This window comes from Lacrimispora xylanolytica, from assembly GCF_026723765.1.
Taxonomy (GTDB): domain Bacteria; phylum Bacillota; class Clostridia; order Lachnospirales; family Lachnospiraceae; genus Lacrimispora; species Lacrimispora xylanolytica.
The window spans coordinates 382,387-396,876 of record NZ_CP113524.1 but is presented as its reverse complement, the minus strand read 5'-3'; the positions used below and the strand labels follow the sequence as shown (position 1 = coordinate 396,876).

The window sequence follows — 14,490 nt, the reverse complement described above, 5'->3', positions numbered from 1 at the left end:
CTCCTTTATCCCCGGGTCAATCCCACAGTCTGCGGTAAATTTCGGTTACATCGTCCTTTGTCATATCCTTTCTGGTATTGGAAGGACTACCGCTGTCCATGGCATCTCCTGCCATCTTGTCAATGACTGCAAAGAATGCTTCCCGGTCTATGCCATACCCAGCCAGGGACGGAATCTCTAGTTCATCCAAAATTCCAATGACTGAGTCAAGGAATGCCTTTGCTGCCTCTTCCTCTCCTGTCTCTTCCCCTGCTGCCCCGATCTCTCTTGCCATCACTGCAAACCGGTCATAGGCACCGTCAAGGGCAAAGCGGAAGCATTCCTTTAACAGCATGGCATTGGAAATGCCGTGTGGAACATGGAACAAGGCTCCGATGGGACGGCTCATGCCGTGAACCAGAGTCACCGATGCATTGTTAAATGCAATTCCTGCTTCCAAAGCAGCCAGAGACATCTCCTCTCTTGCCTTTTTATCCTCGCCATCATGAAAAGCTTTTGGCAGCCAGGCAAAAATTCTCTTTACCGCTGATAACGCAAAGGAGTCGGACAGAGGTTGAGCCTTTCTTGAAGTGTAGGCCTCCATAGCATGAGTCAGCGCATCAAGTCCGGTTGCCGCCGTAATCTTAGGCGGAGCCGTCATGGTAAACCTGGGATCAATGATAGCCAGATCCGGCATGAGGACAGGACCCTTTAACAGCATCTTAATATCCTTTTTCGTATCTGTAATAATGGTGAACTGAGTTGCCTCAGAACCAGTTCCTGCTGTGGTAGGAATGGCTGTCATAGAAGGAAGATCTCCTTTTATGACCTTACCCATATAATCAGAAATGTTACCTCCGCAGGCGGACAGAGCGGCAATTGCCTTCATGGAATCGATGGGGCTTCCGCCTCCCAGTGCGATGAGGAAGTCACAGCCTTCCTTCTGGTAACAGGATAGTCCGTCTTCAATCATGGTATCCGTTGGCTCCCCGTTAATTCCGTCAAATATAGCATAGGATATTCCCTCTTCTTTTAAAAGCCCGGTCAATACTCCTACATTCCCAAGCTTCACCATCACCTCATCGGTAACGATCAGGGCTTTATTCCCCTGTTCTTTTAAATGAGCCTTCGCATCAAAGAGGGCATTGTCTCCGCTGACGATTGTTCCAGGCATAATAAACTCTCTTCCCATTATTACGCTCCTTTCCTATTTATGATAATGTTTTGATTTATTTATTGTTGTATTTTGGTTATATTTTAGCACTTTTCATGGGTATGGTCAAGAGATTCTTCCAGTTTTTTTCCTTAATATGATCACTTGTTGGTTATTTGTTGATATTTTTTTGTGCATCTGTTATAATTTTTTTAGAACGGCTGCCTGCGGGGCTGCCATAAAAGGAGTAAAGTATGAGAATTTCCCGGATTGACCAATTGGAGCAATATATTTTAGAACACAAAACAGCTTCCATAGATACCCTGTGTGAAGTCTTTGAAATATCGAAAAATACCCTGCGAAGGGATTTAGAAGTCCTGGTATCAAGAGGAACGGTAGAAAAAGTATATGGAGGCGTAGTTGCCTTAGATACGGTATCTCCTATTCCCGAGCTGATTACCTTTCACGAGCGGGCCAATCAGAATGCACAAAAGAAATTACGGATTGCTGCCTTAGCCGCCTCCTATGTGAGAGAACGGGATATCATATTCATTGACAGCGGTACTACGACCATGAATATTGTGGACTATCTGACCCATTTGAATACGGTCACTGTGATTACTAACAGCGTTCAGGTCATAAATAAGGCCATGAATTACCCAAATATCAACTTAATCGTTCTACCCGGCTCCTTAAAAAGGGATACTGCCTCCCTTGTGGGAAGCTCCTGCGTGGAATATTTAGAGGATTTTAACATTGTACGGGCCTTTATGGCATGTACCGGCATTTCCGTACAGGCAGGAATCTGCAATGCTTCCACGGAAGAATATAATGTGAAAAAAGCGGCGATTAAAAAAAGCCAGAAGCATTATCTTCTGGCTGATTCCTCAAAGTTTGGCCGGGCATCCCTTATGACCTTTGGAGATGTGAGTCAGTTTGACTCTATTCTAACCGATCAGATGCCGGATGATGCATTCTGTTCCTACTGTGAAGAACTGGGCTGCGCCATCCGCATCGCCACGGAATAACCTTTAAAATGTAATTTCTTCTGTATTTAACAGGGTAACATCTTCTTTGTAAAAGGGCTGCATGCTCTCTTCCACATTGATTTTCACATGCTCAAACGAGATATCTCTGGCATAGTCCGCATAGATTCCGGAGATCTTTGTATGAATGGCTCCATCGCCCTGGCAGGGACGGATATCATATCCTTCAATCTCCCAGCGGGAGGTCTTTTCCAGGGTCAGATGGATATTTTCAAAGCTCACATCTTCCACGTAATTGTCTTCACTTCCCCGAATAAAGATTCCATTTTCCCCTTTACAGGTAATGTTCTGGAACCGGACATTTCTCACTTTTCCAGCTTTTACCCCAGGCTTACGGTCCTGTACGGTGATGCAGATCGGCTCGGCTCTTCCCCACCACTCATGAGAAAAGCGGCGTGTCTCAATGGTAATATTGGAGAACACGGCATTTTCCACGTTTCCGCCATCCCTGATCTGAAGGGAGATACCACGATTGCTTCTGCTGATGGTACAATTATCGACCAGAACATTTCGGAAGCTGCATTCCCCTTCCGTACCAAATTTAATGGCTGCGCTGGTGGAGATTAAGGTACAGTTTGAAATTACGATATTTTCACAGGGGCCGTACTGATTGTAATCCCCGGAATTTTTAAGAACAATGGCATCGTCTCCGCATTCGATGTGACAGCCGATGATTCGCACATTGGTGCAGTGGTCCGGGTCGATTCCGTCGGAGTTTGCCATCTGTAGGTTATTGAGTAAGCGAATTCCCTGAATCAGGACATCATTGCAGCCCACCAGATGGACAGTCCAGAAGGCACAGTTAATTAAGGTGACATCCTGAATGGTGAGATGCTCAAATTTTTCTAACAGCATAAGAGGGATTCTTGGATAATACGTTCCCTCAATATGAAAACCGGAGTTGGTTCCGTAAAAAATCTTTTCATTGGCATCAATGGTTCCAAGGCCTGTGATGGCTACATTCTTCTGGTCAAAGCCATAGAGAAATGCATGGAACGGTCTGCCGTTATATTCACTGTTTAAAAAGGAAGGAAGTCCGGATTCATGAGCCACGATCTTTCCTCCGTTTGCCAGAGGATAATAATCATTTAAATCATCACTGGCCTTTAACACGGCTCCCATCTCCAGATGAAAATCCACATTTGATTTTAACAGGATAGAACCGCTGTTATAGGTATGTCCGCCAGGAAGTAAGACCCGGCCGCCGCCCTCACCGGTACATGTGTCTATGGCCTTTTGGATTGCCTTAGCATCATTGGTCACTCCATCGCCCTTTGCTCCGAACTCCAATACATTATAAATCATAAATTCCTCCAATCCCGCAAACGTAGCTGTGACGTGCTGTCTTTTTCTAAAAGTGTAAATATATTTTAAATTGGCCCAATTATATCAATTCTATCCGAAGAAGAAAAGCTGAAAACCAAAATAAACGGCAGGGACTTATAAAAAAGCTGTTTTTTATAAGCCCTCTGCCGTTTTTTAACCTTTAAGCCCAGAGGTGCTTATCCCCTCCACCAGATACTTCTGAAGGCAGATAAATATAATGACCGCCGGAAGAATGGATAAGGTAGCCATGGCAAACATGGCACCATAATCGGAGGAAGAACCTGGATCACTAAATAGCTTTAATGCAAGACTGACGGGATATCTTGCTGATTCATTGATGTAGAGCAGGGCAGAAAGAAAATCATCCCAGCGCCACATAAAAGAAAAGATACTGGCTGTAATCAGTGCCGGTGTTATTAATGGAAGTATGATTCTGGCATAGATGCTGTAATAAGAGCAGCCGTCAATCTTAGCCGCCTCGTCAAGCTCTCTTGGAATACCATCAATAAAGTTAATCATCAGGTAAATAAAAAAGCCCTGAATGGCAAAGTAGTAAGGAACGATGAGGGGAAGATAGCTTCCCACCCAGCCAAGCTTCTGGTACCATAAATACTGTGGAATCATAAGAACCTGAGCCGGAAGCATCATGGATAAGAGCATGGCTACAAAGAGAAATTTTCTTCCAAAGAATTTACACCGCGCCAGACCATAGGCAACAAAGGAAGAAGAAAATACAGTTCCAAGTGTCGCTACCACTGCAATGAAAAAGGAATTGCGGAAAAATACCACAAAGCCTGTTTTTGCAAACCCCTTCCAGCCAGTAGCATAGTTTGTCAGGACGAACTTTTTCGGTATCAGCTGCCCGGCTGTGGTAAATATAGTGCTTGTTTCCTTAAACGAGCTCATAATCATCCAGATTAAAGGGTAGACCATGATGAGTCCAAATCCGCACACCAGGATATGATACACAATCTCACCCATTCGTTTCTTTGTTCTCATGGTGTCACACTCCTTCCGTATAAACCCAGAATCTCTTGGTGGCAAACAAAATCATGGTGATAAAACCAATAATCGCCAGCATGACCCATGCCAGTGCCGCACCATAGCCTGTGTTATAAAATTCAAAGGACTGCTGATACATATAAACGGTATAGAATAAGGTGGAGTTTAAGGGTTTTCCCTGAGTGATGATAAAGCACTGGGTAAAGGCAAGGAACCCGTTAATCATCTGCATGACCAGATTAAAAAATATCGTAGGAGTCAATAGAGGCAGAGTAATCTTAAAAAACTGCGAAACCTTATTGGCTCCGTCCACTCTGGCGGCCTCATAAAGTGTCACAGGAATCTGCTTTAAGGAAGATAAAAAGATAAGCATGGATGAGCCAAACTGCCACACAGCCAGGATAATCAGAGTCCAGATAGCAGTATTTACGTTTCCCAGCCATGGAAAGCTGGAATTGACACCAGCGAGCCTTAATAACTGGTTTACCACGCCATCGGTGGCAAACATACGCTTCCAGAGAATGGCCACAGCTACAGAACCTCCAATGATAGAAGGCAGATAATAAGCTGCCCGGTAAAACCCGGTAATCCTAGTGGTCCTGTATAAGATTAAGGCAACAATCAATGCAAATATCAGCCTCAAAGGCACGGATACAAGTGCAAAATAAAAGGTGACCCCGATGGTCTTTAAAAACACCGCATCATCCGTAAACATCTTTATATAATTCTTGGCCCCGGTAAAAACAGGCGGCGCCAATATATTGTAATCACAAAAGGAATAATATAAGGAAAGCCCCATGGGCACTACCATAAAAAGCAAAAATCCAATGGTAAACGGAAGGCTGAATACGAAACCTGCCGTGCTTTCTTTATTCATAAAATGTCTGAAACTCTCTCTTTTCCTATCGTTCATATACGTCCCCTCCGTTCACAAAGAAAAGATTCCACAAAAAGGGGCAGAGCCTTCTCTGCCCCAATCCATTTATTTCTGGCTCATGATCTTATTGGCACCGTTGTAGAATTCTTCTGCAGCGGTAGCAGCGTCATAAGCACCGTAGCATAACTGCTCCTGTACCTGATTTAATAGGTTGAATACCTCACTTGCTCCATCAGGCTGTGGTGGGTTGATCGGAGAACTGTTAGGAGTTACTACATCATTGATATAACGAATGATTTCCTGATTGATCTCATCCATCTTAGGAGAAAGCTCTTCTGCAATTTTGCTGGAAGCCGGAACTCCGCGCTCGCCTAACAAAATGTTATTAGCATCACTTGAATTGATAAGGAAGTTAAGGACTTTAACCGCCTCCTCTGCGTTCTTTGTATGGGAGCCAATGGAAAAGAACTGGCTGGATTTTAAGTAACCGGATTTCTTTGGATCAGGAGACGGCCATGTAGTCATACCAACAGTCACGCCTTCTGGTGCTGCCTTTTGAATGGCAGTCAGCTGATTGGAGTTTGCAAAAGCACACCAGGACATGGTTTCCGGGCTGGAGCCATAAACCATTGGGTCCTGCTCTACGGAGCCCACGGAGATTTCAGCAAATACGCCTGGATCGATGAGCCAGCCCTCTTTTAATCCCCTGGTATACATCTCAAAGAATGGGATGTAATCTTCCTTTGTACCACCCATCTTTTTGTCTCCAAACAGCACAACATCATAGGCTCTCATAAAGTAATCCAGATAAGTCTGGGCAGTTCCGTAAACAATGGAGGTCTTATAGCCGGTCTTTTCGTATACCTGACGGCAAAGGTCCTCAAACTCGTCAATGGTTAAATAATCCTTTACGGTAATTCCGTTCTGGTCAAGAAGTGTCTTGTTGTACATCATAGCCGGTGAATTGATGCCTGCGCAGATGGCATATACCCCTCCCTCTACCGTACCGGAAGCCATGGTATTCTCTGAGATATTTGACACATCGAGTGTCTTATCGTCTATGTATGGCTTTAAGTCTACCAGCAGATCATTTTTCACATACTGGTCAATGTACATATAATCCATCTGGACGATGTCCGGAATGGACTGGCCGGCTGCTGATGTGGCAAGCTTGTTCCAGTAATCGGACCATTCAGAGAACTGTCCCTCAATGGTGATTCCCGGATTCTGCTCCGCGTACAGATCAAGTGCTGCCTGGGTCCTTTCATTACGAACCTGATTTCCCCACCAGCTCATGGTAAGCTTTCCCCCATCCTGCTTAGCCGCTGCTGTGGTAGTCTCTGTTTCCTTGGTGGTCTCAGGAGCCGCGGTTGTTGCGGAAGTCTTGCTTCCCCCACAGCCGGCCAGAGCTGCTGCTGCCAGAAGACCTGTCATGAGCAATGCCATTTTTTTCTTCATAATACCTTCCTCCTTGTTAACTCATCTTAGGTAATTTCATTATACGTTTTGCATCTGGGACGGTAAATGTGCAAAACCGAGTTAGAAGTGGAAAAAACCGAGTTATTTGTTTAAAATGTATATTTTCACAACTTATTAATTGTATTTATTTCATATTTTGTATATAATTTGGTTACAAGTTACTATAAAACCGGAACAAGAGGAGTACACCATGAAATCCTTTCTCCGCAATTTATCCTTAAAAAAGAAGATTCAGTCCATCGTATTCTTAAGCATCCTGCTCTTAGCCTTTACATCCTACCTAAGCCTCCGTATCTCCTCCCAGGCCCATCAAAAGGTACTTCACCAGACGGTGGCCACCACTCTCTCCTTTTCTGCCCAGGAGTTAAACAACCGGCTGGAAAATATCCGCACCATGGCAGATATGCTGCTGGCCGACAATTCCATGCAAAAAAGCCTTGGGGTCTATAAGGATTCCTCTCAGACCCAGGACCGGACCATTGCTTACAAGACCCTTTATACTACCTTAAATGAGTACTACTTTAATTTCCGTAAGAACAACATCAATTACATGAGCCTTTATCAGGGAAATATATCCGTTCATACCCATATCATGACGAAGGAAAAGCTTCCAAGTGAGATAAAGAATGATTTAATCAAACGAGCTGAGGAAGGAAAAGGAAAGACCTTATGGGTCACGGATTACAGCCAGGAATACGGTCTTTTTATGGTAAAGAATATCAGGCGGTCCCAGTTTTTAAAGCTGGATTCCATTGGAAATCTCATTGTGAACATTGATATCAATCAGCTGATGAACTCCTTTACCAGCTCCAGCAGACTCAATGAAAAGGCGGTCTATATTCTATATCAGAACGGACATTTTATCTACAATTCTTCCGCCCTTCCGTCAGATCAGGCTCTGCTTCAAGGCTTTGATTCCAGATATGGGCGGGTCAATTTAGAATCAAACAATTATTTCTATGTAAAACGAAGCGTACCAGATCTTGGTTGGGATTTTGTGTGTATGATTCCCTATAACGATATTGTGGAATCCCTCCAGGTAAGCTTCTATCTCTGCATTGTCATAACCATTGGAGCCATGGCTCTGGCCATGGCATTGTCCTCAGCCCTCATTGATTCCATTACAAGACACTTTAATATCCTTCTTCTTAAAATGAACAATCTGGCAGACGGGCAGAACCAGCAGCTTACCATACGCTACGATTACAAGGAACGTTTTGATGAGGTAGGAATCTTACATACCCGCTTTGACCAGATGGTCTTAGCTGTCAATGAGCTTATCAGGACCAATTATCTTAATGAGATACTTAAAAAAGAAGCTCAGCTTAAAGCCCTGGAAAACCAGATGAATCCCCACTTTTTATACAATACCTTAGAGTCCATTAACTGGAGGGCAAAGGCTCTTGGGGCCAGGGATATCTCTTCCATGGCGGAAGCCCTTGGAACCCTTCTAAGGATCACCCTGGACCAAAAAAGCAAGCAGGTGACCTTACGCAGGGAGCTTGAGATGGTCCAGTGCTATATGACCATTCAAAAGTACCGGTATGAGGACCGTCTGGAATACCAGGTGATGGTGCCTCCAGAGCTTCTTGACTTAAGTGTCTTAAAGCTCACCCTTCAGCCCCTGGTTGAAAATGCAATCCGTTACGGTCTGGAAGAAAATACGGAAGGCTGTCAGATTCGGATTATTGCAGCCATTACGGACGGAGTCCTATCCGTTTCTGTCATGAACAACGGCTCCCAGTTTGAAGACAACCTGTTAGAAAAGCTAAGATACCATCAGATTACCCCCCATGGCTTTGGAATAGGGCTTCTTAACATCCAGGAGCGCATGAAACTGACCTACGGCTCTGCCGGAAGCCTTTCCCTATATAATGAAAAGGAACAAGCCGTTGCAAAGCTTTCCTTTCCCCTGTCAAGTGATCAGGAGGAAGATGGCTGCCAGAAAGGAGAGATATCATGCTAAAGTTAATGATTGCCGACGATGAGCGAATGATCCGGGAATCCATTTCTTCCCTCATCGACTGGAACAGTCTTGGAATTGAGTTAATCGGTACCTGCAGCGACGGGATCGAGGCTTATAACATGATTCTTGATGAGACTCCAGATATTGTGCTCACCGACATTAGAATGCCAGGTTTATCGGGCCTTGAGCTGGTGGAAAGAATCTCACAGACAGACCTTGGCACCCAGTTTATTATTCTCTCCGGCTTTGGAGAATTTAAGTATGCCAAGCAGGCCATGAAATTCCGGGTCCACCATTATCTTCTAAAACCCTGCAACGAGGGACAGATCATAGAAAGCATGAAGGATGTGGTAAAGGAATACTATCACCGCCGGGCGTTCCAGGATTTAAAGGAGAGGCAGAAGGCCCTGACCCACAATCTTCATTACAGCGTACTGGCAAATATCATCAACGAGCGGATTTTTCTTCAGGAATCACCGGAGCGGGCCTGGGATTCCTATTCCGGCTTCATGGATTTTTTTAATACCGGGTATGAGATGTGTTATCTTCATTATCTGGAGGAGGAACATCTAACATCAGTTCTCAATCAGGTTTCCTTCTACATGATGGAGCACGCGCCAGGAATTACGGTTTACAGCATTTATGTGAAGAACACCCTGATCCTGTTTTTTGAAAGCCATCAGGTTTCCTATGATAAGCTGGATGCCTTTATGATGTCACTGTCTCCCCATAAGGCTTTCACAGAGCTTTCCTATGTAAGAGCGACTTATGCCAGTCTTTCTGGCTTAATTGAGACTCTCACCGGTAAAATCGAGAGGTACGGAATGATATATTTCATGAATGGCCTGCAGCCCGTTCCCATCTGTAACTACAAGAACCTGATTTCAAAGATTGAACAGCTTACTACCTCCCTGATGCAGTCAGAAGACTCAGATTCTGGCAATGCCTCCTTAGAGGAGCTTTTGAATACCATTAAAAATATCGGAAACCTGGATTTTCTAAAGCAGACAGCCTCCCGAATGGTCATTAAATTCACAACAGGAAATCGGTATTATTCCACTTTGGAAGCTACAGAATATTTAATGACCTTAAACGAACAGACACATATAGAGGTCCTAAAAAACATGCTCATAGAGAAAATTCTGCACATTATGGAACAGCCCCATGAAAATCCCCAGTGCTGCAGTCCGTTCATCGAAAAAGTCAAGCAATGTGTAGAAAATAACTTAAGTAACCCTAATCTGACCTTAAAGTGGATTGCAGAAAATTATCTTTTCATGAATGTGGATTATGTCAGTGCCCGTTTTATCAAGGAAACAAAGCAGAAATTCTCCAACTACTTAGCAACGATTCGCATTCAAAAGGCAAAGCAGCTGTTAACAGAAGGGAATGCAGAACAGATTCAATGGGTGGCGGAACAGGTGGGCTGTGGGAATAATCCCCAATATTTCAGCCAGATTTTCAAAAAGCATACTGGCATGACGCCCAGTGCCTATGTGAAACGCTTAAATGGAGGGGAAAAATAAAAGATGCCCTGACCAGTCGTTTCGACTGCTGTCAGGGCATCCTTTATGGTATTTATTATGATTCCATTTACTAAATTCTCTCAAGAATCTTACGAAGTGCTTCACAGGCAATGGTAAATGCCTCTTCCCCACTCAGCTTTTTCTTCTCTCCTGCACTCTGCTCCAGGGAGCTAAAGCCTGCAAAGTCAGCCAGATGAGGCTCCAGAGATAAAAATCCCTGATATCCACTGTCCTTTAACATCTTAAGAATCTTTTCCACATTTCCATCTCCATGACCTGCCGGAACTACGCTGCCATCAGACCAAAGAGCATCCTTGATGTGAATGTAAGCAATGTATGGCTTTAACATCTCATAAGCAGAGAGTGTATCCTGCTTACACTGGACAAAGTTTGCAAAATCAAACACAGCCTTAAAATGTTCCCCATAAAATTCCTTCATCAGCTCCAGGCAGCGGTCTGCCACATCACCATAGATATCCTTTTCATTTTCATGAAGAAGAATGATATTACTTGCCTTGGCATAATCCACAAACTGACCTAACTGGTCCATGACTTTTCCATGATAAGGATCATAGCTTTCATGTTCCGGCATGAAGAAGCTGAACATACGGATATAGGGCGTCTCCATCTCATGTGCAATCTCCACGGTATGCTTATAAAGCTCCATGTGAGGTGCAAAATCATCGGTAATCTTAATCTTTCCAATAGGAGAACCTACGGAAGATAACTGGATTCCAGACTCGTCTAACTGCTTTTTAATTTCCCTTGCTTCATTTATGGAGTAATCCACCAGACCTTTTCCGTTTACTCCGCGCATCTCCACATGATTCATTTGAAGTTTTTTTAACACCTCAATCTGCTTGCCTAAATTCGTATCAATTTCATCCGCAAACCCGGATAACTGAATTCCTTCCCACATTATCGTTTCTCCTTTTTCATTGTTGCATCAATTGTTTCATAATTATATTTTTTCGAATTAGTTTGTATAATATTAATAACTTCCCTCTGTGCTGAACACCACTCCTGTGCCTTCCTTTTTCTTAGATGCCATACGGCGCTTCGTAAGCTCCTCTAAGAAGAGGTCTTCATCAAATGGAAGTTCAATGTCTTTCTCCTGCCAGCTGGATAAATGCATAGCATTTGATAAGGTCAGTCCGTTGATACCCTCCACACCGTCTGCCACAAGAGGAGTCCCATGAAGAATCCGATTGGCAAATGCCTTAATAACTCCCATATGCTGCTCATTGAGTCCATCTGTTTCCACCTCGGTTATGGTGCATTCCGGAGTATCAAAGCCGCCTTTTGCTGTTTTACAGAAGGTACGCTCATTCTCTGACAGCTTATAAAGTGTCAGCTTGTTATCTTCGCATACCAGCTTGCCCATCTCCAGGGTGACTTCAAATCGGTTGGTCCCAGGGGCGTCTGCTGTGGTGGTAACAAAAACGCCGGTTGCTCCATTGGGATATTCCATATAGGCGGTCACATCGTCTTCCACTTCAATGTCATGCCATTTTCCATTGTGGCAGAAAGCCCTTACCTTGCTTGGCATTCCACAAATCCACTGGATTAAGTCCATATTGTGGGGGCACTGATTCAGTAAAACTCCGCCGCCTTCCCCATCCCACGTAGCTCTCCAGCTTCCGGAATCGTAATAGGACTGGGTGCGGTACCAGTCGGTTACGATCCAATTCACTCTCTTAATGGCCCCAAGCTCTCCTCCGGTTACCAGCTCATGCATCTTCCGGTAGATGCTGTTGGTTCTCTGATTGAACATCATGGCAAACACCCGGTCACTCTTTTTTGCCGCCTCATTCATCTCCCGTACCTGCTTGGTGTAAACACCGGCTGGCTTTTCACAAAGTACATGAAGACCATGATTTAAGGCATATATTGTAAGCTCCGGATGCTGATAATGAGGAACTACAATCAGTACTGCATCGCAGGTTCCGGAATCAATTAATTCGGTTCCTTCCTCAAAGATTGCCACGGATTCCGGCAGATGTTCTTTCGCCCAGGTCCTCCGGCTCTCCTGTCTGTCTGCCACTGCAGTGATTGTCAGCTGAGAAAGCTCCGCTTCCAATATGTTCTTTACATGTCCTGACCCCATATTTCCAATTCCAATAATTCCAAGTCTCACCTGTTCCATCGTCATCTCTCCTTATTTCTTGCTGAATCATAAATATCCATTACTGTAAAGAATGTGTTTTCCACAGAGGAAAGGTCATTGCCATAAGCTTCTTTCGTCAGTAAGCAGTGATAAAAGTCCCTGATGCAGGCTTCATGTCCTCTGCCCCAGTATTCCTTTCCCGGAGCCAGCCCCTTTGCTGCCTGAAAATAAACCGGCTCTTCGTCTTCCCAGGTCCTGTACCAGACGGAACCACCTTCCAGCCTGATTACTCCCTTTTCACATACCAGTTCAATAAAAACAGGAGCATCGTATCCAAAAGCGGTTGTCGCGTAAAATGTTGCACGAACCGGGTCATCCCCTTTCGTAAACTCCATATACGCCTCTACCATATCCTCCACCTCTATCACACATTTCAAATGGTGGTTTCTGATGGTTGCCTCCGTCCTTACAGGCCTTCCAAGCCAGTGCAGCAAAAGATCCAGGGTATGAATGGACTGGTTCATTAAAGCTCCACCCCCCTCCGTCTGGAGGCTTCCCCGCCATTCGCTTTCCGTATAATAGGACTGCCCCCGGTTCCAGGTAACAAAGGCTCTTCCCCCCTTTACCTTTCCCAGAATCTCCTCCTTTAAGATACGGCTGACCTCTTTTGTAGTCTCGTTATAGCGGTTCTGAAAGCAGATGCCAAGTCTTCCCTTGCTTGATTGTTCCGCCTTTGAAAGCCTGACAAACTGCTCTCTGGTGATGGCTGGCGGTTTCTCCATAAATACGGAAATCCCCTTCTCTAATCCTTCCACTGCCAAGTCCGTGTGGCAGAAATGAGGCGTACAGATGTGGACCGCCTCTAAATCCTCCTTTTGAAGCATCTCTTCCAAAGATTCATAAGCTCTTCCCTCACCACCGGTATATTCCTTTGAATATTCCTCCGCCCGTTCCTTATGGATATCTGCAAACGCACAAAGACTGACCCCCGAAAGTCCATTTAGGCTCATGGCATGAACCCTTCCAATGCTACCGCACCCAACGATACCAACCCGAACCATAATTCCATCCCCTTTTCTTTTTGCTGTTTCTATGATAGATTTATTATATACTTTCTTTAACGCAATTTGTTTGCGTAGATTGACTAGAAACATGCGTAGATTGTCTTTTTAAGGAGGCTCCCATGAAAAAGGAAAATCTTTATCATTACAGTGAATTTTCAGAACCCTTCAGCTGCGACTTTACCACCAGCCATGCCGCAGGAAATGTGGATTTTCATATGCATAACAGCCATGAAATCTATCTTCTTTTAGACGGACATATCCAGTATTTTGTGGAAAATGCCTGCTATGATATGAGTCCGGGCAATTTAATCCTTTTCTCCAACCGGGAAATACACAAAGCCATCAATTCCAGCAACGTGCCCTTTACCCGCCTTGTGATTCACGTGAATCCTGCCTTTATCCGTCCTTACTCTACTCCCAATACCAATCTCCTTGATTGTTTCCATCGGGAGCCGGGAGTAAACAATTTAATTCTTCTGCCAAAGGAAGATTATCAATCCATGATTTCCATGGCAGAGACCTTAAAAAAGGCAATAAAAAATCGCGGCTCTTACGGCAGCGATTTAACAGAGATTACGACCTTGCTCCAAATATTGGTTTTAATTAACAAAGCATATAAAAAGACCGGTTCTAAAAATACCTCTCCAAGACCTCATAAGGCCCAGGCCATTATGAACTATATTGATGAGAACTTAACAACTCCCATGACACTGGATTCTATTTCCCATGCCCTGGCTCTTGATAAGTATTATTTAAGCCACTTATTCAAATCGGAAACAGAAAGCAGCATCTTCCAGTACATTGTTGTAAAACGGGTAGCCCTGGCAAAGGAGCTTTTGCTAAAGGGCCACACCGTTTCCGAAGCCTGCTATCTATCCGGCTTTCATGATTATTCCAACTTTATCCGTACCTTCCGCCAAACCACTGGCTGCACGCCGGGACAGTTCAAACGGCTGAACCAGTAA

Annotated in this window: 12 protein-coding genes; 4 read left to right on the top strand and 8 right to left on the bottom strand. The window is 44.3% G+C overall.

Features of this window, described 5'->3' with window-relative positions; genetic code table 11:
* Positions 1-16 precede the first annotated feature (16 nt).
* Positions 17-1,171: an iron-containing alcohol dehydrogenase gene (locus tag OW255_RS01935; protein ID WP_268115442.1), complete on the bottom strand. Its 1,155-nt coding sequence runs from the start codon at positions 1,169-1,171 to the stop codon at positions 17-19.
* A 215-nt stretch (positions 1,172-1,386) separates the two neighbouring features.
* Between OW255_RS01935 and OW255_RS01930 the strand changes: the two genes are divergently transcribed.
* A complete protein-coding gene (locus OW255_RS01930) occupies positions 1,387-2,160 on the top strand; it encodes a DeoR/GlpR family DNA-binding transcription regulator (protein ID WP_024837583.1) in 774 nt (257 codons plus the stop codon).
* A 3-nt stretch (positions 2,161-2,163) separates the two neighbouring features.
* On the opposite strand, the gene OW255_RS01925 is transcribed toward OW255_RS01930, so the two are convergent.
* From OW255_RS01925 to OW255_RS01910, 4 genes are all read right to left on the bottom strand, one after another.
* Complete coding sequence (locus OW255_RS01925; RefSeq protein WP_268115441.1) at positions 2,164-3,483, bottom strand: glycoside hydrolase family 28 protein; 1,320 nt, start codon at positions 3,481-3,483, stop codon at positions 2,164-2,166.
* 174 nt (positions 3,484-3,657) lie between these two features.
* Positions 3,658-4,503 carry a carbohydrate ABC transporter permease gene (locus tag OW255_RS01920; protein ID WP_024837585.1) on the bottom strand — a complete coding sequence of 282 codons (846 nt, stop codon included), beginning with the start codon at positions 4,501-4,503 and terminating at the stop codon, positions 3,658-3,660.
* A gap of 4 nt (positions 4,504-4,507) precedes the next feature.
* The gene (locus tag OW255_RS01915; protein WP_024837586.1) at positions 4,508-5,419 is read right to left on the bottom strand and encodes a carbohydrate ABC transporter permease; all 912 of its coding nucleotides are present in this window, start codon (positions 5,417-5,419) and stop codon (positions 4,508-4,510) included.
* 69 nt (positions 5,420-5,488) lie between these two features.
* Positions 5,489-6,841, bottom strand: coding sequence for an ABC transporter substrate-binding protein (locus OW255_RS01910; RefSeq protein ID WP_024837587.1), 1,353 nt, complete (start codon positions 6,839-6,841; stop codon positions 5,489-5,491).
* A 211-nt stretch (positions 6,842-7,052) separates the two neighbouring features.
* On the opposite strand from OW255_RS01910, the gene OW255_RS01905 reads away from it, so the two are divergent.
* Positions 7,053-8,828 (top strand): cache domain-containing sensor histidine kinase, encoded by a 1,776-nt coding sequence (locus OW255_RS01905; RefSeq protein WP_024837588.1) that lies wholly within the window; start codon positions 7,053-7,055, stop codon positions 8,826-8,828.
* A complete protein-coding gene (locus OW255_RS01900) occupies positions 8,822-10,354 on the top strand; it encodes a response regulator (protein WP_024837589.1) in 1,533 nt (510 codons plus the stop codon). Before OW255_RS01905 ends, OW255_RS01900 begins: the two co-directional genes overlap by 7 nt.
* A gap of 70 nt (positions 10,355-10,424) precedes the next feature.
* Here the strand turns inward: OW255_RS01900 and OW255_RS01895 are convergent, their stop codons facing one another.
* The 3 genes from OW255_RS01895 to OW255_RS01885 all read right to left on the bottom strand — a co-directional run bounded on the left by OW255_RS01895 (position 10,425) and on the right by OW255_RS01885 (position 13,522).
* Positions 10,425-11,273: a sugar phosphate isomerase/epimerase family protein gene (locus OW255_RS01895; RefSeq protein ID WP_268115440.1), complete on the bottom strand. Its 849-nt coding sequence runs from the start codon at positions 11,271-11,273 to the stop codon at positions 10,425-10,427.
* A gap of 72 nt (positions 11,274-11,345) precedes the next feature.
* Positions 11,346-12,500, bottom strand: a complete 1,155-nt coding sequence (locus tag OW255_RS01890; RefSeq protein WP_024837591.1) for a Gfo/Idh/MocA family protein — start codon at positions 12,498-12,500, stop codon at positions 11,346-11,348.
* Positions 12,501-12,502: 2 nt separating this feature from the next.
* Positions 12,503-13,522 carry a Gfo/Idh/MocA family protein gene (locus tag OW255_RS01885; protein WP_024837592.1) on the bottom strand — a complete coding sequence of 340 codons (1,020 nt, stop codon included), beginning with the start codon at positions 13,520-13,522 and terminating at the stop codon, positions 12,503-12,505.
* Positions 13,523-13,644: 122 nt separating this feature from the next.
* On the opposite strand from OW255_RS01885, the gene OW255_RS01880 reads away from it, so the two are divergent.
* Positions 13,645-14,490: an AraC family transcriptional regulator gene (locus OW255_RS01880; protein WP_024837593.1), complete on the top strand. Its 846-nt coding sequence runs from the start codon at positions 13,645-13,647 to the stop codon at positions 14,488-14,490.